The organism is Lysobacter sp. ESA13C, from assembly GCF_019970005.1.
In the GTDB taxonomy this organism is placed as follows: Bacteria; Pseudomonadota; Gammaproteobacteria; order Xanthomonadales; family Xanthomonadaceae; genus Lysobacter; species Lysobacter antibioticus_B.
The window spans coordinates 212,582-231,416 of the sequence record NZ_JAHXYK010000006.1 but is presented as its reverse complement, the minus strand read 5'-3'; the positions used below and the strand labels follow the sequence as shown (position 1 = coordinate 231,416).

Here is an 18,835-nt window from a genome sequence, read left to right as displayed (position 1 = left end):
ACTTCCTGCCCGTCATTGCTGCGGATCGTTGCGGAGCGTTCTCTTCGCGCAGAGCGCGGGAGGATCGGTCCGGCGTGGCGCGGGCCGTGCCCGCGGCGTGTGGGTCGATAGTGTGAAGCAAGCGCCGCCGATGCGCCGTCGAGGCCGCGCAAGCGCACGGCGACGGCGCCCGGTGGCGATCGCGTCGCGGCGATCGCGCTCAGCGCCGGATCGTCGCGATGCGTTCGCGCCATTGCCGGGCGTTCGCGACCAGGGCCGCGGTGTCCATGTCGATCAGCTCGCGCTGGCGCAGCTTGCTGCGCCCGGCGATCCAGACGTCGCTGACCTGGTGACGGCCGGTCGCATAGATCAACTGCGAGACCACGTGGTGCACCGGCTGGGTTTCGAGCTGGCCGAGGTCGACGCAGACAAGGTCGGCCTGCTTGCCGATCTCGATCGAACCGATCTTGGCTTCGAAGCCGAGCGCCTTGGCGCCGCCGAGGGTGGCCGCGCGCAGCGACTTGAACGCGTCCAGGGCCGAGGCGTCGTTGGCAACGGCCTTGGCCAGGAACGCCGCGGTGCGGGTCTCGCCGAACATATCGAGGTCGTTATTGCTGGCGCAGCCGTCGGTACCGATCGCCAGGTTGACCCCGGCCTGATCGAGCTTGCACGCCGGGCAGAAGCCCGAGGCCAGCTTGAGATTGGATTCCGGGCAATGCACCACGCTGACGCCGCGCTCGGCGCACAGGGCGATCTCGGCGTCGGTGAGCTGGGTCATGTGCACCGCGATCAGGCGGTCGGTGACCAGGCCGAGCCGGTCCAGGCGCGCCAGCGGACGCTGGCCGTGCAGCTTGATCGAGTCGGCGACTTCCTGCGCGGTCTCGTGGGTGTGCAGGTGGATCGGCAGGTCCAACTGGTCGGCGAGCATGCGGATGCGCTCGAAGTTCGCATCGCTCACCGTGTACGGCGCATGCGGCGCGAACGTGGTCGCGACCAGCGCATCGTCGCGCCACAGGTCGTGCACTTCGCCGGCGCGGTCGAAATATTCGTCGGAGCTCTTGGCCCAGGCGGTCGGGAAATCGATCACCGGCAGGCCGACCCGCGCGCGGAAGCCGTGGCGCTTGTAGACCGCGGCCTGCACATCGGGGAAGAAATAGTTTTCGTTGGCGCAGGTGGTGCCGCCGCGCAGCATCTCGGCGATCGCCAGGGTGATGCCGTCCTCGACGAACTCCGGCCCGATCACCGCGCCTTCGACCGGCCAGATGTGGCCCTGCAGCCATTCCATCAGCGGCAGATCGTCGGCGATCCCGCGCAGCAGGGTCATCGGGTTGTGGGTATGGGCGTTGACCAGGCCCGGGATCAGCGCTGCCTCGGGCCGCGACACCGTCTGCGCGGCGGCGTAGCGCGTGCGCGCTTCGGCGCTCGGCAGCAGGCCGACGATGACGCCGTCCTTGATCGCCACGGCATGGTCTTCGAGCACCACCGCATGCGGTTCGACCGGCACCACCCAGCCCGCTTCGATCAACAGGTCGCAGGCGATGGGCGGATGTTCGTGGGTCATATGCGCTCGCTCGTGAGGCTGTGGGCACCGGCCCGGCAGGCTCCGGTGGTGGCCGCCAGGCCGGCGGCATGGCGCCGATCGGGGTCGCTGCGCGGCCCGCGGTTGCGGCTGTACCGGCACCGATTGTGGGCCGGCGGGGTTACATCACGCTTTCTTTACCGATGACGACCGCAAGCGGCCGGCCCGGCGCCTGGCCGGCGCCGGAAGGCGCCGCGGCCAGACCGCGGCCGCCGCAGCGGCCACGGTTCGCAACAGGCTTACTTCGCGCGGCTGAAATACTCGCCCGAGCGCGTGTCGACCTTGATGATCTCGTCCTGGCTGACGAACAACGGCACGCGCACCACCGCACCGGTTTCCAGGGTCGCCGGCTTGCCGCCGCCGCCCGAGGTGTCGCCGCGCACGCCCGGGTCGGTCTCGACGATCTTCAGTTCGACGAAGTTCGGCGGCTGGACCATGATCGGCACGCCGTTCCACAAGGTCACCACGCAGGCTTCCTCGCCCTTGAGCCACTTTTCCGCGCCGCCCATGCCGGACTTGTCGGCCTGGACCTGCTCGAAGCTTTCCTGGTTCATGAAGTGCCAGTACTCGCCGTCGCTGTAGAGGTACTGCATGTCGGTGTCGATGACGTCGGCGGCTTCGAGGTCGTCGGTCGCCTTCATGGTCATTTCGACCACGCGGCCGGTCTTGATGTTGCGGTACTTCACGCGGGTGAAGGCCTGGCCCTTGCCCGGCTTGACGTACTCGGTATCGGTGATGACGCAAGGCTCGTTGTTGACGAGGATCTTCATCCCGTTCTTGACGTCGTTCATGCCATAGCTGGCCATGCTGAAACTCCTGCGAATAATGAGTGTGGCGTTGCGATTGGGTTCCGGCCACCCCCGCACCGGGCGGGTCGGCGGTGGCCGCGGCCGTCGTCCGGCGCGATCCCGGGCCGGCCTGCGACGGGCCCAGGGGTCCGCGAAACCGGGACCTGCCTGTGGCGGCGGAAGGCTAGAATGTCGGGCTGCGCCGGCCCATCCGCTGCGATTCACCGCGGCGGCGGGACCCGGGCGCCGTAATCGGAACCCTGAAGGCTAGCCCCGCATGATACCCGCTGCTCAAGCCTCCTTACAGCAGGCCCCCTCGCCCGCATCCGCAGCCGTCGGCCAGACCCCGCCGGTCGCCGGCGCGCGCTGGCAGGCGCTGTGGCGCGACGCCGTGCGCGACCCGCGCGAGCTGCTGGCCCTGCTCGGCCTGTCCGATGCGGCCCTGGCGCTGTCGGACGCCGCCACCGCGCAGTTCCCGCTGCGGGTGCCGCGCGGCTTCGTCGCCCGCATGCGCCACGGCGACCCGAACGACCCCCTGCTGCGCCAGGTCCTGCCGCTGGACGAGGAAATGCGGCCGATGCCGGGCTTCAGCCTCGACGCGGTCGGCGATGGCGCGGCCAAGGCCGGGCATGGCGTGATCCGCAAGTACAACGGCCGCGCCCTGCTGATCGCCACCGGCAGTTGCGCGATCCACTGCCGCTACTGCTTCCGCCGTCACTTTCCCTATGCCGAGGAAACCGCCGCGGCCGGGGGCTGGCGCGACGCGGTCGCCGCGATCGGCGCCGACGCCGGCATCGACGAGGTCATCCTGTCCGGCGGCGACCCCTGGTCGCTGGCCACGCCGAAGCTCGAAGAACTGACCGAGGCCCTGGCCCAGGTCCCGCACCTCAAGCGCCTGCGCATCCACACCCGCCTGCCGGTGGTCCTGCCCGAGCGCGTCGACACGGCGCTGCAGGCCTGGCTCGAACGCCTGCCGTGGCCGGTCGCGGTGGTGCTGCACGCCAACCACGCCAACGAATTCGACGCCGAGGTCGAGGCGGCCGCGCGCCGCCTGCGCGCCAGCGGCGCGACCTTGCTCAATCAGGCGGTGTTGCTACGCGGCGTCAACGACAGCGTCGAGGCCCTGGCCGCGCTGAGCGAGCGCAGCTACGCCGCCGGCGTGTTGCCCTACTACCTGCACCAGCTCGACCGGGTACAGGGTTCGGCCCATTTCGAGGTCGGCGACGAGCGCGCCCGCGCCCTGCACCGGCAGCTGGCCGCGCGCCTGTCGGGCTACCTGGTGCCCAAGTTGGTGCGAGAAGTGGCAGGCGACCCGGGCAAGCGTCCGTTGTAAGGTTGTAATCTGGTTGGGGTTTGATTGGGGAACGCCGAGGAACCGTACGCGGACGCAGATGCGCCCGCGGCGTACGTCCGCGGCGCGATCGAACTCCTCAACGGGTCACAGATTCTCGACCTTGCATGGACGAGGCCGGCGCTTCATGTCATAAAACCGGCCCACGGAGGTGGTCAATGCAATTCGGCAAAGACATGGTGCTGCGCTTGTTGATCGTCGACGACAGCGTCGAGGCGGCGGAGGCCATCGTCAGCGGGCTACGCAACAGCGGCATCGCGGTACGGCCGACACGGCCGGAAAACGAACAGGAAGTCGCCGCACTGATCCTGCAGCATCCACCGGACCTGGTGCTGGCGGCGCGCAACTCGCGCAACGTCTCGCTGGCCAAGTTGATGCAGAGCGTCGACGCCAGCGGCAAAGACCTGCCGGTGCTGGTGCTGTTGGAATCGATCGACGACGCCGCCCTGCTCGGCGCGTTGGAGATCGGTGCGCGCGGCGTGGTGCTGCGCTCGAACGTCGCCCACGTCCAGAATGCGGTGCGCGCCGAATGGGCCGACCTGGAAGCGCGCCGCTCGCTGCGGCGCCTCGAGGCCCAGGTGCGCGAGACCGAACGCCGCTGCGACGCGCTGATCGATTCCTCGCGCGACCCGATCGCCTACATCCACGAAGGCATGCACATCCGTGCCAATGCCGCGTACCTGGAAATCTTCGGTTTCGAGTCCTTCGACGACATCGAAGGCATGTCCCTGCTCGACCTGGTCGCGCCGTCCCAGGTCGACGGCTTCAAGCAATTGCTCAAGCAGCTCAGCAAGGGCGAACCGCCGCCGCCGAGCTACGAGACCCAGGCCCGCGCGCTCGACGGCAACGCCTTCCCGGCGGTCATGGAATTCACCGCGGCCACTTATGAGGGCGAACACTGCCTGCAGGTGGTGCTGCGGCGCCAGGAGATCGACCCCGAGCTCGCCCGCGAAGTGGAAGCGCTGCGCCAGCGCGACCAGGTCACCGGCCTGCTCAACCGCGCCACCTTCCTGCGCGCGCTCGAAGACGCGGTGTCGGATGCGGCGCAGAACTCGGCCCACCACGGCCTGCTGCTGCTCGAACCCGACCATTACAACCAGCTGCTGCAGGAAATCGGCCTGGACCAGGCCGACCAGCTCATCGCCGCCTGCGGCGAGCGTCTGCGCGCGGCGATCGGCCCGGACGACATCGCCGCGCGGTTCGGCGAGCACCAGTTCGCGGTGCTGACCCGGCACAGCGACCACATGCACACCTCCAACCTGGCCGAAGGCATCCGCGCGGCGTTCGCCGACCACGTGCTGGAGACCGACAGCCTGTCGCTGAGCGCCACCGCCAGCGTCGGCGGCGTGCAGATCGGCGAGAAGATCGCCAGCATCACCGCAGTGCTCGGCAAGGCCAGCCAGTGCCTGCAGTCGGCCAGCGACGTCGGCGGCAACCGCACCGAGTTGTTCGACCCGGGCGCAGCCGACCGCGCCGAGGAAGAGCGCATCGCCGCCTGGGTCGGACGCATCCGCGACGCCCTGGACGCCGACCGCTTCGTCATGAACTACCAGCCGCTGATCAATCTGCACGGCGAGCCGATGGAAATGTACGAGGCCTATCTGCGCATGCAGAACAGCCCCTCGGGCGAAGTCGGCGGCGAACTGGTGCAGCCGCTGTCGTTCCTGCAGATCGCCGAAGAACACGGCCTGCTGTGGGAGATCGACCGTTGGGTGGTCGGCAAGGCCATCCAGGTCATCGGCGAACGCATGCGCCAGGGCCGCCGCACCACCTTGCTGGTCAAGATCACCCAGGCCTCGCTGCAGGACGAAAGCCTGATCCAGCACGTGGTCGAACAACTGGCCAAGTACGGCGCCGACGGCAAGCTGCTGGTGCTGCAATTGCCCGAGTCCAAGGTCTTCACCAACCTGCGCGCCGCGCAGGAACTGCAGTCGCGCATCTCCCAGTACGGCGTACGCGTCGGCCTGGAGCAGTTCGGCGCCGGCCTCAACTCGTTCCAGCTGCTCAACCATTTCGACGCCGCCTTCCTCAAGATCGACCGCGGCTACATGATCGACCTCACCTCCAACCCCGACCACCAGCAGCGCGTGCGCGAAATCGCCGAAAAGGCGCGCGAACTGGGCCGGCAGACCATCGCCGAATTCGTCCAGGACGCCGCCAGCATGAGCCTGCTGTTCGGCGCCGGCATCGACTACGCCCAGGGCCACTTCCTGGCCGCCGCCGGGCCGGACATGGATTACGACTTCCAGTAATTCGGGAACCGGGAATCGGGAATCGGGAATCGGGAATCGGGAATCGGGAATCGGGAATCGGGAATCGGGAATCGGGAATCGGGAATCGGGAATCGGGAAAGGCTGAAGAACCGACCTCTCCGCCGCAACAAAAAACCGCCGAAAGGCGGCTTTTTGTTGGTGGCACCAGCCAACAGCGCCCTGCCTTTGCCGTTCCCCCCTTTGAAAAAGGGGGGCCAGGGGGGATTTGCTTCTGCTCTCAGCCGCGCAATTGCGGCCTATCGCACCGACGACCTCAACGCATCACCACACCCGACGAACGCTGCTCCGGCGCATTGCGCAGCGCCTCGATGCGCTCCTCCAGCGGCGGATGGCTGCGCATCAGGCGCGACAACCCATGCCCCACCGCGCCGCTGATGCCGAAGGCCTGCACCTGGTTCGGCAAGGTGCTCTGGCCGTAGGTCTGCGACAGACGCTGCAGCGCCGCGATCATCTTGTGGCGGCCGGCGAGCTGGGCGCCGCCGGCGTCGGCGCGGAATTCGCGGTAACGCGAGAACGCCATCGCGATCATGCTGGCGATCATGCCGAACACCACGTCCAGCACCATCACCACCACGAAATAGAAGATGCCCGGGCCGCGCGACTCGCGCTGGCCGCCGAGCATCGCGTCGATCCAACCGCCGACGATGCGCGCGGCGAACAGCACGAAGGTGTTCAGCACGCCCTGGATCAAGGCCATCGTCACCATGTCGCCGTTGGCGACGTGGCTGACCTCGTGGGCGAGCACCGCTTCGGCTTCGTCGCGGCTCATCGCCCGTATCAGCCCGGTCGACACCGCGACCAGGGCTGCGTTGCGGTTGGCGCCGGTGGCGAAGGCGTTGATCTCCGGGGCGTCGTAGACCGCCACCTCGGGCATGCCGATGCCGGCCGCCTCGGCCTGGCGGCGCACGGTCGCGAGCAGCCACTGCTCGGTCTCGGTGCGCGGCTGTTCGATCACCTGGGCGCCGGTGGTGCGTTTGGCGATCCACTTCGACATCAGCAGCGAAATCAGCGAGCCGCCAAAACCGAACACGGCCGCCATCACCAGGATGCCGCCGTTGTTGCCCAGGCGGATGCCGAAGACGTTCTGCAGCACCGACATGACGATGCCGAGCAGGATCAGCACGGCCAGGTTGGTGGCCAGGAAAAGGGCTATGCGTTTGAACATGGTCGTACGGCTCTGTCTTGCCGCGCACCGTGCGCGGCTTCAGTCGACGTCCCTGTCCAATGCGGCGTGGTCGCCGCCTGTCCTCGTGTGCGGCGCGATCGCCGCACTGGTCAAATGTGGCGAAACCACCGTTAATTCAACGAGAATCCCGCCATAACCCGTCCCAGCCGGAGCGCTCGTTCATTGTCCGGACATCCTTCACCGACCGCTTCGCCTGAGCGGATGCAGACGCCGTACCGGGGCCGCTTCGCGCCCTCGCCGACCGGCGACCTGCATCCGGGTTCGCTGCTGGCCGCGTTCGGCAGTTGGCTGCTCGCACGCCATCACCGCGGCACCTGGCTGGTCCGTATCGAAGACCTCGACCCGCCGCGCGAAGTTCCCGGCGCGGCCGAGCGGCAGCTACGCACCTTGGCTGCGTTCGGCCTGCACAGCGACGAGCCGATCGTGCGCCAAAGCGCGCGCGGCGCCCTCTACCAAGCTGCGCTCGACCGCCTGCTCGACGAGGGCCGCGCCTTCTTCTGCCATTGCAGCCGCAGCGACCTGGCGGCGAACCACGGCATCCATCGCCGCTGCGTCGCCCACGCAGCGCGCCACGGCCGCGCTGCGCCGCAGGCGGCGGTACGCCTGCGCGTCGCCGACGGCGCCGTCGCCGGCTTCGACGACGCCCTGCTCGGCGCGCAGTCGCAGGACGTCGCCCGCGACGTCGGCGACTTCGTCCTGCGCCGCGCCGACGGCTACTGGGCCTACCAACTCGCGGTCGTGGTCGACGACGCCGCGCAAGCCATCAGCGACGTCGTGCGCGGCGCCGACCTGCTCGACTCGACGCCGCGCCAGATCCTGCTGCAGGCCGCGCTCGGCCTGCCGACGCCGCGCTATGCGCATTTGCCACTGCTGCTCGACGCGCAGGGCCGCAAGCTGTCCAAGTCCGATGCCGCCCAGCCGGTCGACGCGGCCGATCCCCTGCCCGCGCTGCGCGCCGCCTGGCGCGGCCTCGGCCAGGATCCGCAGGCCCTGGACGCGGTAGCGACTGTCACGGAACTGCTCGAACGCGCACAGGTTTCGTTTAGTCCGGCACAGATTCCGAAATGTGCTAAGGCTCTCGCCGCGATGCACAACGATCCTTTGACGAATGCTGTCTAGAATCGGTCCGAGACCGCGCGGTCGCGGTCAAGGAGAGTACAGATGCAGTCACGCGTTGCACTCGTCACCGGCGGTACCGGTGGCATCGGCACCTCGATCGTCCAACGCCTCGCCAAGATGGGCCACAAGGTAGCGACCAATTTTCGAGACGAAGCCAAGGGGCGCGCCTGGCAGGCGCAGATGAAGGAATTGGGCATCGACGTGGCGATCGCCAGCGGCGACGTGTCCTCTCCCGAGCAGGCCGAAGCCCTGGTCCGCGACGTCGAGCGCCAGATCGGCCCGGTCGACATTCTGGTCAACAACGCCGGCATCACCCGCGACTCCACCTTCCACCGCATGACCTCGCAGCAATGGAGCGACGTCATCGGCACCAACCTCAACTCCTGCTTCAACGTCACCCGCCCGGTGATCGAGGGCATGCGAGAGCGCAAGTGGGGCCGGATCGTGCAGATCAGCTCGATCAATGGCCAGAAGGGCCAGTACGGCCAGGCCAACTACGCCGCGGCCAAGGCCGGCATGCACGGTTTCACGATTTCGCTGGCGCAGGAAAACGCGAAGTTCGGTATCACCGTCAACACCGTCTCGCCGGGCTACATCGGCACCGACATGGTGATGGCCGTGCCCGAGGACGTGCGCAACAAGATCGTCGCCCAGATCCCGACCGGCCGCCTCGGCACGCCGGAGGAAATCGCCTACGCGGTCAGCTTCTTCATCCCCGACGAAGCCAGCTGGATCACCGGCGCCAACCTGTCCGCCAACGGCGGCCAGTACATGGGCTGGTAAAACCCGAGGGCCGGTAACAGCCCGGCTTGGTAAAAAACCGGGCTGATGAAGCCTTCGCCTCACCGGAGACCTGTTCAGGGTCTCCGGTTCCGGCGCGCGATCGGCCCAGCCTGCCCGCTTCGACGCAACACCGCCGCGGCCGCGCCGCGCACTCGCCGTAGCCGACAGCCTTCGCCGCCCCTGCAACCGGCGTCCGCGGCTACGCCCAGGCCGCCGAAACCTCGCGCGCGCAGGCTCCGCGACGGCCGGTCGACGCCGGAGCGCCGTACCTGTTGCAAGCCCTTGCGCCCTGAGCCATGCTGCAAGGCACCACGTTTTAGAGCCAAAGCTCCATGGCCTCGACCCGAATTATCAAGAAGTATCCGAACCGTCGTCTGTACGACACGGAGATCTCCAGCTACATCACCATCGAAGACGTACGGCAGTTGATCGTCGATGGCGAAGAATTCGAAGTCCGCGATGCGCGCTCCGGCGACGACCTGACCCGTCAGGTCCTGCTGCAGATCATTTCCGAACACGAGCAAGACGGCGAGCCGGTGCTCTCCACCCAGTTGCTGAGCCAGATCATCCGGTTCTACGGCGACTCGCTGCAGGGCTTCATGGGCAACTACCTGGAACGCTCGATGCAGGTGTTCCTCGATCAGCAGCAACAGTTCCGCAACCAGATGGGCGGCATGCTCGGGCAGACGCCCTGGGCGATGATGAACCAGCTCACCGAACGCAATCTGACCTTGTGGAAAGAGTTCCAGCAGAACCTGTCCGGCAACGTAGGCCAGCCCACGACGCCGAAGCAGAAGACCGACAAGCGCGAGCGTTGAGCCGCGCTTTTTTGTTGCGCGCCGCCTGACCGCCTGTCGCGGTGGTGGCGCGTGGTTTCTTGTCGGGCCGTCGGGGGACGGCCCAGGCGCGTGCATGCACCGCGCCTTTCGCATGAGATGAAACTCCATGAATAAACGCATCGCCGTCGTCAGTGGCGGCATCGGCGGTCTCGGCACCGAGATCTGCCTGTCGCTGGCCCGTGCCGGCCGCCGCGTCGTCGCCCTCGACCTGGGCACGCGCGAGGAACGCATCGCCGAATTCGCCGACCTCACCCGCAAGCTCGACATCCGCTTCGAAGCGGCCAACGTCGCCGACTACGACGACTGCGGCGCGGCCATCGAACGCATCGTCGGCGACGACGGCGGCATCGACATCCTGGTCAACGCCGCCGGCATCACCCGCGACGGCAGCCTGCGCAAGATGGACAAACGCGCCTGGGACGACGTGCTCGGGGTCAACCTCAACGGCGTGTTCAACCTGTGCCGTCACGCCGTCGACGGCATGACCGAGCGCGGCTTCGGCCGCATCGTCAACATCAGTTCGGTCAACGGCCAGACCGGCCAGTTCGGCCAGACCAACTACTCGGCGGCGAAGGCCGGCATGCACGGCTTCACCATGGCGTTGGCGCGCGAAGTGGCGCGCAAGGGCGTCACCGTCAACTCGGTCTCGCCCGGCTACTGCGAGACCGCGATGGTCATGGCCGTGCCCGAAGACATCCGCAGCCGCATCGTCGACAGCGTCCCCGTCGGCCGCCTGGGCAAACCCAGCGAAATCGCCCGCACCGTCGAGTTCCTGACCGCCGACGACGCCGGCTTCATCACCGGCGCCAACATCCCGGTCAACGGCGGGCTGTTCATGAGTTTCTGAGGCGCTGGGAATCGGGAATCGGGAATCGGGAATTCGGGAATTCGGGAATCGGGAATCGGGAATCGGGAATCGGGAATCGGGAATCGGGAATCGGGAATCGGGAAAGGCTGCAGACCCGAAGCTGGCGCCGCAACAAAAAAACCGCCTCTCGGCGGTTTTTTTATGGCTGGCGAAGTCGCAGCAAACAACCCCTCTTCGCCCGTGCTGTTCCCCCCTTTGTAAAAGGGGGGGCCAGGGGGATTTGCTGTTGCTGTTGCTGTTGCTCTTCCCTCAACGCAACGGCCGATTAGCGCAATTGGCCTGATAGAACTGCAGCGCCTTCGGCATCAACGCCTGCAAGGTCTGGATGCGGTTGGCCGGGTCCGGATGGGTCGAGGCGAACTCCGCCGGGCGCTGGCCGCCGCCGAGCTGCGCCATGCGCTCCCACAACGGTATCGCCTGACGCGGGTCGTAACAGGCCGCCGCGGCCAACATCAAACCTACCTGATCGGCCTGGGTTTCGTGATTGCGCCCGTACGGCAGCACCAGCCCGTACTGCGCACCGGCGCCGAGCGCGCCCATCACCATCTGCTGCTGTTGCGGGTCCATGCCGCCGACCGCCATGCCCGCAGCGATCTGGCCCATCTGCACCAGCTTCTGCTGGGCCATGCGTTGCGAGCCGTGGCGCAACAGCGCGTGGGCGATCTCATGCCCCATCACCACCGCCAAGGCATCGTTGTTCTGGGTCACCGGGAACAAACCGGTGTAGACCGCCATCTTGCCGCCGGGCAGGCAGAAGGCGTTGGCCTCCTGCGAATTGATCACCGCCACGTTCCACTGGAAGTTGCGGTAGTCGGTCGGCGCGGTCTGGCCGTTGCTCGCCGCCAAGGACTCGGTTACCTGCGGCACCTTGCTGATCAGGCGCTGGGCGATCTCGCGCACGCCCTGGCTCTGCGGCGCGTTGTCCGGCAGTAACGCGCGCTGCGCATTGGCATCGCCGAGCACCTGCTGGAACGCCTGCGCGCCGAGCTGTATTTCTTCGTCGGCGCTGGCGCCGTAATGGGCCTTTTCGCCGGTGTAAGGGTCGGTCTGGGCGCTGCCGAACCACGACCACGCCGCGTAGATCGCGAACAGCACCAGGATCCACCAACGGAACCCGCCGAAGCCGCGCCGCCCTTGCGCGCGACTCGCGCCACCCATGGGATCGATCCTCATGTCCACACTCCCCACTGCCACGGGCCCAGGCCCGATCCGTTGATTGCCGGCCGCGGCCGAAGCCGCAACCACCGTACCCGCCTGCCTCCTGCGAGCGGCGCGATTCCATCATGAACCCTGTCGCGGGTCCGCGCCCACCCAACTCAAACCCATAAACTCAAACCGAACAACTCGAACCGACCCGACTCAAATTTCCCGCACGATCCGGAACCCGAGCCGCCCGTTGGTGGTGTCCGCGCTGGTGCCTTGCCGCCACGCCGCGCGCGACTGCGCCGGCGAGCTCGACCAAGAACCGCCGCGCAACACCCGCGTGCGGCAGCCCGGATTGAACCAGGCCGCGCCGTCGCGCGGGGCGCGGCGGTAGTTGTCGTGCCAGCAATCGGCCACCCACTCGCTGACATTGCCGGCCATGTCGTGAAGACCGAATGCATTGGGCGCATAGCTGCCGACCGGCATCGGCCCCCAGGCGCCGTCGCCGAAGCCCTGGAAGGCGTTGCGCCAATGGCGCCGGCTCGGCGACGCGTCGAGGCTGCCGGTGAGGTTGCCGACCCGCGCCGGCGGCGAGCCGTCGCCCCAGGGATAGGCGCCCTGGCTGCCGGCGCGCAGCGCGTACTCGAACTCGGCCTCGCTCGGCAGCCGATAACGCTGGCCGGTGATCGCCGACAACCATTCGACATAGGCCACCGCGTCCTTGGCGCTGACGTGCACCACCGGCAGGTTGTCGGCCGCCGGGTTGCCGGCGTAGTCGGAGCGCCAGTCGACCCCGCCGCGCCGCACCAGGTTGCCGCTGCGTTCGTCGTAGGCGGTGGAATAGCCGCGCCGCGCCGCGCGCGCCCGGTGCTTGGTCGAATTCATGAAACGGCGGAACTCGCCGACGGTGATCTCGTAGCGCGACATCGCCACGCCGCGCTCGAAGCGGATGTTGCGGGTCGGCCGCTCGGCGTCGCTGGACCCGGCCTCGCTGGGCTCAGCGCCCATGCGGAAGGCGCCGTGCGGGATCACCACCATCGCCGGCCCGCGCCCGCCCAGGTTCATCGCATCGGTGAACACCTGGCCGGGGCGGAACAAGCCGTAATGGGTCGCCAGCTCGATGCGCTCGCGCAGCTCGGCCGCGGCCGGGTCGCCGGCCGGGGCGATCCGCAGCAGAGTCGCCAGATGCCCGCGGGCGACGTCGATGCCGCCGAACTTCGGCAGCGCGGCGATGCCCTGGTCGCGCAGGCCGCCGATCCGCGCCCGCCGCTGCGCCGCAATGCGCCCCTGGGCGGTGGACGCCGTATCGAACTTGGGCCGGACCTGCGCCGCCGCCGCGAGCCAGCGCGCGGCGCCGGCGTAATCGTCGCGGTCGGCGGCGAGTTCGGCGCGCCGGATCAGCGCACTCTCGGCTGCGGCGATGCCCTGCAAGGCGCGCGCATCGTTCGGCCGCAGCTCCAAGGCCTCGCGGAACCGCGCCAGCGCCCCGCCCTTGCCGTTATCGCCGACGCGGCCGGCGTTCAAGTCTTCCTCGCCCAGGCGGTTGGCCTCCTGGGCCTGGTCGGCGCGGTCGACGCGTTCCAGATAGGCCACCACCTTGCGGTGCTCGGGCGCGGCCACCCGCGCCACCGCCGCCGCCTCGTGGGCGCCGCGCAGGGACAAGGGCTCGTCGTCGATGCCTTTCAACGCCGTGTCGCCTTCGACGAGCAACAGCGCCACGGCCTTATCCAGCCCCTTGGCGAAACGGCGGTCGTCCGGTGCGTAGGCGCGCAGGGCCAGATAGATCGGTATCGCCGAATCGGCGTCGGCATGCAGCCGGCCGGCGGCCAGCGCCGCCTCGCCGCGCTTGTTCAAGTCGTCCAGGTTCTCGGCCGTGACCGCGATGACCGGCGCCCGCCACGGCGGCACCGGCGACACCGCCTGGTCGGCGCTGATCGTCACGATCGGCGCACGCGCGCCGCCATCCTGCGACGACGCCTTACCGCCCCGATCGGTGCATCCGACCAGCAGCCCTATCGCGGCGATGCCTGACCACATCAATGCGCGCAACCTGCAACCTCTCCGGAACCGTCTTGGCGATCGATGGGACGCAGCATATCGCTTCGACCGCGGCGCCATGTTCAGGCAATGTGGTGATCCTGCAGAGGGCGGTTCGTCCCGGGCTTCGTCTTGTCCATGGCTTGCCTGCTCTGGCCGGCCTAAGCCGCCGCGCACCCGCCGCGACGCGTCGCCGCGAAAAGTAGGCTATTGTCGCCCGCCCCGGCAACCTCGACGCCGGCCACGCGAAAGAACCGAAACATGCCCGTCTGGATCAACACCCCCGCCGCGCTGCAAGCGCATTTCGAGGTCAAGCCCGAGCGCATCGGGCTGGACACCGAATTCATCCGCGAACGCACCTACTGGCCGCAATTGGCCTTGGTGCAGATCGCGATCGAGCGCGCCGACGGGGACGAACCGACAATCCTGCTGGTCGACCCATTGCGCCCCGGCATCGCCGAAGCGCTGGCGCCGATCCTCGCCGACGAGGCCATCCTCAAGATCGTGCACAGCCCGAGCGAGGACCTGGTCGCCTTCAAGCATGCCTGCGGCGTGGTGCCCAAGCCGCTGTTCGACACCCAGCAAGCCGCGGCCCTGGCCGGCATCGGCAGCGGCCTGGGCTATCAGAAGCTGGTCGAACAACTGACCGGCGTCGCCCTGGCCAAGGGCGAGACCCGCTCGGACTGGATGCGCCGCCCGCTGTCGCCGTCGCAGCTCGAATACGCCGCCGACGACGTGCGCCACCTGTTCGCCATGCTCGACGCCCTCGACGGCCTGCTCGCCCCACTCGGCCGCCGCGCCTGGCTCGACGAAGACGCCGCCCGCACCGTCTTCAACGCCGAGAACGAAGCCCCGGAACGCTGGCCGCATTTGTCCATGCGCAGCGCCCAGTTCCTCGACCTGCCCGCGCAGCGCCGCCTGGTGCGCCTGCTGCGCTGGCGCGACGCCTATGCGCGCGACAGCGACCGCCCGCGCAGTTGGATCCTCGACAACGAACTCGCCGTCTCGATCGCGCGCCAGGTCCCGGCCGACCGCGACGCCCTGCAGCGCCAGCTCGACGCCCACCCCAAGGCCCCGCGCAAACTCGGCGACGCCGTCTGGGCCGCACTGAGCACCGAGCTGGCCGACGAAGACCAGACCCCCGACGCCGGCGTCGCCGAAACCCGCGACAAACAACGCCTGCGCCAGCTGCAGGAAGCCGTAGCCACCCGCAGCGCCGCCCTCGGCCTGCCCGACGGCGTACTCGCTTCGCGCCGCTGGCTCGAAGCCCTGCTCGACCACGGCGACTGGCCCGACGCCCTGTCCGGCTGGCGCCGCGCCGCGCTGGAGCCAGACCTCGCCCCCTTGCTGGCCCAACAGAACTGAGCCGAGGAACCGAGCGCAAGGACTAGCGCCCCCCAGCCCGGCCCGCTACACTCGATCCCCGAAGTGGGGCGGTAGCTCAGCTGGGAGAGCGTCGCGTTCGCAATGCGAAGGTCGGGAGTTCGATCCTCCTCCGCTCCACCAATAAATTCAGTGATTTACGACGAAGCCGGCCTAGAGCCGGCTTATTCGTAACTGCACGGTAACAGCAGATTTAACCTTGGGCTGCCACTGCTGCCCAGCCCATGAAGTCTCGCGTAGACCACGGCGAAGCCGGTCAACTCCCTACGCCTAGCTTGGTTTTCACTGAAAGCCTAGCCACCATCCCTACGGCTTCATGCTGCCCAAGGGTATGGCTATCTAGACGAGTCAGCGGCGAAGTGTAGACAGTGACGTTTACGCCCAGGTCGCGACGCAGCGGCGAAAAAACAGTCAAGGCATCGCAGTAACCGATGCTGCCCCTAGGAGCCTTCGAGCGAAGGCGATAGCCCTGCTACCAGGCGCCGAGCTGGCGGCCGGAACAAGGCCGAACGCGTTCTGGCGCTACGGGGGGCTTCCTGCGCGACGCCTGCGGGCCGTGGGTTCGGGCGGAGGGGAAGTCCGGGAAGGCGACGGAGGGCGTTCGCTGCATTCCTTGAGCCGCCGGTTGGCCCTCGGCAAGACCGAATGGGGTGCCAGCCGCAGACCCGGTGGCCGTCGTCGCTCCAACAACTAACGCCCCCGACAAGTGTCCCTTTCCGACTCAGGTCATCGCGAAACCGCATCCAAATCGAGCTCCGCCGCTCGATTGGAAGACCGTATTAGCCAGAGTCTTCCGGCCCGCCGAACAGCCTACGCAGAGCGTAGAAACCTACCGACGGCCCTGAGTTCGCCGTCGACGAAGCTCTCTTGCGACGGCGATACAGACGTCCCGTGCCTGGTTATCGTTCAATTCCCCCAACGCTCCCACGATCAAGGCGAGACCGCCCGTCCTTGCCGTCATACGCTCCTCAAGTGCGCGTCGCTCAAGCTGGGCAAGCGCATTTAGCTCGAGGCCGCGAACAGTTCGAAAGCCCTTCCCGCTGACCGCACTAAAAAACCAACCTCGCTGAACGGTTATGTGCGCGCTGTACTGGTCAAAGTGCGGATGAACCCAACGATAAGCGCTCGGAACCACGGGAAAGGGGGAACGAGTTGGGATCGATGCTGACAAAGTAGGGCACCGTCGAACAGCAACCTTTGATGTCGCCTTCTTGCTAGCGCGCTTGCTGAGCGCGCCGCACAGGCGCAGAAAGTGGGCGTTCTTCCTTGAATTACACGTCACGCATGAAAGTGCCAGATTCCGAATTTCAAACGTAAACTCGGGGTGCACAGACTTCTCAACGATGTGTTCAATATGCGTCGCCATCGAATCAGGCAACATTCGTCGGCAATAACAGCAACGGCCTAATTGAACTTTCCGCAAGTCGCTTTTAAGACATTGCTTGAATGTCACTACATCCGCAGCCTTGCTAGCCCATGCATAAATGGACAATGCAGTAGCGTCGAGTCCAGCGGGGTATAGCGGCGCCGGATGTATGCTTTGAAATCCAATGTTCATCGTTTAACGATCCACTTCAAGCATTGCGTCAATCACATCAACAAGCGGATCGTTATCGCGTAGGCGCTCTCTTAGTACCCTCAAATCGCCTTCCATCTCCTCGAAATCCACGCTGTTCCGTTGTCCGCGCTCAATCAGATCCACGCCGCGCTGGACGACATCAATGATTTTTCGGTTCCTGCTTGATGCAATTCCGAACTGCTCAAATAGAATGTCATCGGCAGACGCGCCATAGAGATCAGCAGTAACCGCCTCTGGTTCGTCCGCACGCGCAAGATCCACAACCGTGCTTCCAGGGCGGACTGAACTCACAATCAGCGGCGAGTGCGTGGATATAACCACATGACCATCTCTTATGAAGTCGCATATCTCAAACAGCGCACCCATGAATTCCTGTTGCCATTGAGGATGAAGACTGTTCTCAGGCTCGTCTATCAAAACCACTGCTTCTGGCTTAACTGAGAAACCCAATCCTACAATTGTCGTGAGCATGTGATATTCGCCCGAGCTCAAATCAAATGCAGAAAAGGTCTTTTTGTGGCCGTTTGAGCTAACTCGAGCGTCTTGCAAACTCAGTACGTTGGCCAACAGCCCTAGCCTAATGGCGCCTAAACCACCGCTTTGGGATTCGGGGCCGCCCTCACCGAGGATCAACCTTATTCGACCCGATGTTCTACCCCGCACGATCTGCTCGAGTTCCATGAAATCTTCACGCGGGAATTCATTCAACAGATAACGGGCGACCGCTGGCGAGAGAGAGCGCCCATGCTTAGGCCCTTCTGCATTGGACCAGTCAGCTGCAGCAACACTGCTAATCACCCCCCAAAGATCGCCGGCCTGCTTTGCGGATGCCTTTGTCAAAAAGGTCAGATCTAGTCGCGGCTTGATCCCTGCAAATCGGCATGCCCTCGAATAGAAGGGCCAGTGAAAACGATCGCGAACGCTTTTGTCGAGAGCAAATGCTACCGCCGTCTCTAACGGTTGCTTCTTGCTTAGAAGGTTGGTCCCTACACGCTGCCCAAGGTAGACGTAACTTGGCACGGAAAATTCGGTATAACGGCCGCCGCTCTCTTTTGGAGGAAAGCGATCAGCGACTGAGCCTGATGCACAGATAACGTTGACAGGGTGTCCCGCGCGACTGAACCCAGTAGCGAGCTGCAAGCGGCCGCTGTGCTGAGGAACGGCTAGCTCCGAAACCAGCTCGCGGAGAATCGTGCTTTTGTGCGACCCGTTTCTGCCAGTCAGTATCGTGGTATGGAACCCCTGCTCGAGCGGCAGCGAGCCGATGAAGTCCAAGACCTGCTCGTCCCCATCCCATGTTCGATAGTTGAGCTTGTCTAATTTAGGCATGCCGCGTCGTTCTCCACCGTTGTTGAGCATATTCCAACCAGAACCGGCGCCGGGGGTTAATAGCACCTCCAAAACCCGATCGACCCTACCTTCATAGCGTATCGAGCAAGGCCACCAATCACAGCATGTTGAACTCTTGATTGAGGAGAGCTCGAACTCGCTCGACGGTATTGAAACCCCGCTTGATCATTATCTCGGCAATGTCGCGGCCACAAATAAAGACGATCGGATGTTTGTCTTCTCGAACTTCCTCGTAAGCCTGCCTTGCTATCGCCGACGTCGTGACAAGAACTCCAAACTGCCTGTGCCTGATTCGCGAAATTAGCCGGGAAACTTCCTTGACTCCGACGGTATTCGGTGATTTTCCGTCCAGGGCTGGCCGGTAACACTTTGCTTCCAGCGAGAATTCCGCATACACCGGATCTTCTGATAGACCAAGCAGATACCGCCCGACGGCATCTCTTCCGCCATCCACAGCTCCTCTGGTGACCTCGTCCACGATGACTCTAGAATCGATCATCTGAAAGATGCGCGCAGCAAAGGCCTCAAATTCGATCGGCGCGTCTTTGAAATGATTCCAGACCAATCGCAAAACCGTA

Annotated in this window: 14 protein-coding genes and 1 tRNA gene; 8 read left to right on the top strand and 7 right to left on the bottom strand. The window is 66.1% G+C overall.

Features of this window, described 5'->3' with window-relative positions:
* Window positions 1-199: 199 nt before the first annotated feature.
* Together LC490_RS14425 and efp are read right to left on the bottom strand one after the other, a co-directional pair.
* Window positions 200-1,540: a TRZ/ATZ family hydrolase gene (locus LC490_RS14425; protein WP_223620607.1), complete on the bottom strand. Its 1,341-nt coding sequence runs from the start codon at window positions 1,538-1,540 to the stop codon at window positions 200-202.
* A 257-nt stretch (window positions 1,541-1,797) separates the two neighbouring features.
* The gene (efp, locus tag LC490_RS14420) at window positions 1,798-2,364 is read right to left on the bottom strand and encodes an elongation factor P (RefSeq protein WP_031370552.1); all 567 of its coding nucleotides are present in this window, start codon (window positions 2,362-2,364) and stop codon (window positions 1,798-1,800) included.
* Between the two features lie 259 nt (window positions 2,365-2,623).
* Between efp and epmB the strand changes: the two genes are divergently transcribed.
* Both epmB and LC490_RS14410 read left to right on the top strand, forming a co-directional pair.
* Complete coding sequence (gene epmB / locus LC490_RS14415) at window positions 2,624-3,679, top strand: EF-P beta-lysylation protein EpmB (protein WP_223620606.1); 1,056 nt, start codon at window positions 2,624-2,626, stop codon at window positions 3,677-3,679.
* Between the two features lie 176 nt (window positions 3,680-3,855).
* Window positions 3,856-5,949, top strand: coding sequence for an EAL domain-containing protein (locus LC490_RS14410; RefSeq protein WP_031370554.1), 2,094 nt, complete (start codon window positions 3,856-3,858; stop codon window positions 5,947-5,949).
* A gap of 274 nt (window positions 5,950-6,223) precedes the next feature.
* On the opposite strand, the gene htpX is transcribed toward LC490_RS14410, so the two are convergent.
* Window positions 6,224-7,135 (bottom strand): protease HtpX, encoded by a 912-nt coding sequence (gene htpX, locus LC490_RS14405; protein WP_223620605.1) that lies wholly within the window; start codon window positions 7,133-7,135, stop codon window positions 6,224-6,226.
* A gap of 222 nt (window positions 7,136-7,357) precedes the next feature.
* Between htpX and gluQRS the strand changes: the two genes are divergently transcribed.
* The 4 genes from gluQRS to phbB (LC490_RS14385) all read left to right on the top strand — a co-directional run bounded on the left by gluQRS (window position 7,358) and on the right by phbB (LC490_RS14385) (window position 10,744).
* A complete protein-coding gene (gene gluQRS, locus LC490_RS14400; RefSeq protein ID WP_223620604.1) occupies window positions 7,358-8,275 on the top strand; it encodes a tRNA glutamyl-Q(34) synthetase GluQRS in 918 nt (305 codons plus the stop codon).
* Window positions 8,276-8,317: 42 nt separating this feature from the next.
* Window positions 8,318-9,058 (top strand): acetoacetyl-CoA reductase, encoded by a 741-nt coding sequence (gene phbB / locus LC490_RS14395; RefSeq protein WP_031370557.1) that lies wholly within the window; start codon window positions 8,318-8,320, stop codon window positions 9,056-9,058.
* A 332-nt stretch (window positions 9,059-9,390) separates the two neighbouring features.
* On the top strand, window positions 9,391-9,876 hold the full coding sequence (phaR, locus tag LC490_RS14390; protein WP_036147922.1) for a polyhydroxyalkanoate synthesis repressor PhaR: 486 nt from the start codon (window positions 9,391-9,393) through the stop codon (window positions 9,874-9,876).
* 127 nt (window positions 9,877-10,003) lie between these two features.
* Window positions 10,004-10,744, top strand: coding sequence for an acetoacetyl-CoA reductase (phbB, locus tag LC490_RS14385; protein WP_223620603.1), 741 nt, complete (start codon window positions 10,004-10,006; stop codon window positions 10,742-10,744).
* Window positions 10,745-11,014: 270 nt separating this feature from the next.
* On the opposite strand, the gene LC490_RS14380 is transcribed toward phbB (LC490_RS14385), so the two are convergent.
* The gene (locus LC490_RS14380; RefSeq protein ID WP_223620602.1) at window positions 11,015-11,938 is read right to left on the bottom strand and encodes a M48 family metallopeptidase; all 924 of its coding nucleotides are present in this window, start codon (window positions 11,936-11,938) and stop codon (window positions 11,015-11,017) included.
* A gap of 186 nt (window positions 11,939-12,124) precedes the next feature.
* The gene (locus LC490_RS14375; RefSeq protein ID WP_223620601.1) at window positions 12,125-13,945 is read right to left on the bottom strand and encodes a formylglycine-generating enzyme family protein; all 1,821 of its coding nucleotides are present in this window, start codon (window positions 13,943-13,945) and stop codon (window positions 12,125-12,127) included.
* 261 nt (window positions 13,946-14,206) lie between these two features.
* Here LC490_RS14375 and rnd point away from each other — a divergent pair, with 261 nt between their 5' ends.
* Window positions 14,207-15,310, top strand: a complete 1,104-nt coding sequence (rnd, locus tag LC490_RS14370) for a ribonuclease D (protein WP_223620600.1) — start codon at window positions 14,207-14,209, stop codon at window positions 15,308-15,310.
* Window positions 15,311-15,375: 65 nt separating this feature from the next.
* Window positions 15,376-15,451: transfer RNA gene (locus LC490_RS14365), tRNA-Ala, on the top strand.
* Window positions 15,452-16,889: 1,438 nt separating this feature from the next.
* On the opposite strand, the gene LC490_RS14355 is transcribed toward LC490_RS14365, so the two are convergent.
* Window positions 16,890-18,236: an ATP-binding protein gene (locus LC490_RS14355; protein ID WP_223620598.1), complete on the bottom strand. Its 1,347-nt coding sequence runs from the start codon at window positions 18,234-18,236 to the stop codon at window positions 16,890-16,892.
* 118 nt (window positions 18,237-18,354) lie between these two features.
* A complete protein-coding gene (locus LC490_RS14350; protein WP_223620597.1) occupies window positions 18,355-18,822 on the bottom strand; it encodes a restriction endonuclease in 468 nt (155 codons plus the stop codon).
* Window positions 18,823-18,835: the final 13 nt, after the last annotated feature.

What these genes read in the sequence shown, in the direction of transcription:
- LC490_RS14355 (WP_223620598.1), bottom strand. Translation starts at nt 18,236, where the DNA reads ATGCCTAAATTAGACAAGCTCAACTATCGAACATGGGATGGGGACGAG.
- htpX (WP_223620605.1), bottom strand. Translation starts at nt 7,135, where the DNA reads ATGTTCAAACGCATAGCCCTTTTCCTGGCCACCAACCTGGCCGTGCTG.
- rnd (WP_223620600.1), top strand. Translation starts at nt 14,207, where the DNA reads ATGCCCGTCTGGATCAACACCCCCGCCGCGCTGCAAGCGCATTTCGAG.
- LC490_RS14410 (WP_031370554.1), top strand. Translation starts at nt 3,856, where the DNA reads ATGCAATTCGGCAAAGACATGGTGCTGCGCTTGTTGATCGTCGACGAC.
- phaR (WP_036147922.1), top strand. Translation starts at nt 9,391, where the DNA reads ATGGCCTCGACCCGAATTATCAAGAAGTATCCGAACCGTCGTCTGTAC.
- LC490_RS14375 (WP_223620601.1), bottom strand. Translation starts at nt 13,945, where the DNA reads ATGTGGTCAGGCATCGCCGCGATAGGGCTGCTGGTCGGATGCACCGAT.
- LC490_RS14425 (WP_223620607.1), bottom strand. Translation starts at nt 1,540, where the DNA reads ATGACCCACGAACATCCGCCCATCGCCTGCGACCTGTTGATCGAAGCG.
- phbB (WP_031370557.1), top strand. Translation starts at nt 8,318, where the DNA reads ATGCAGTCACGCGTTGCACTCGTCACCGGCGGTACCGGTGGCATCGGC.
- LC490_RS14380 (WP_223620602.1), bottom strand. Translation starts at nt 11,938, where the DNA reads ATGAGGATCGATCCCATGGGTGGCGCGAGTCGCGCGCAAGGGCGGCGC.
- efp (WP_031370552.1), bottom strand. Translation starts at nt 2,364, where the DNA reads ATGGCCAGCTATGGCATGAACGACGTCAAGAACGGGATGAAGATCCTC.
- epmB (WP_223620606.1), top strand. Translation starts at nt 2,624, where the DNA reads ATGATACCCGCTGCTCAAGCCTCCTTACAGCAGGCCCCCTCGCCCGCA.
- gluQRS (WP_223620604.1), top strand. Translation starts at nt 7,358, where the DNA reads ATGCAGACGCCGTACCGGGGCCGCTTCGCGCCCTCGCCGACCGGCGAC.
- phbB (WP_223620603.1), top strand. Translation starts at nt 10,004, where the DNA reads ATGAATAAACGCATCGCCGTCGTCAGTGGCGGCATCGGCGGTCTCGGC.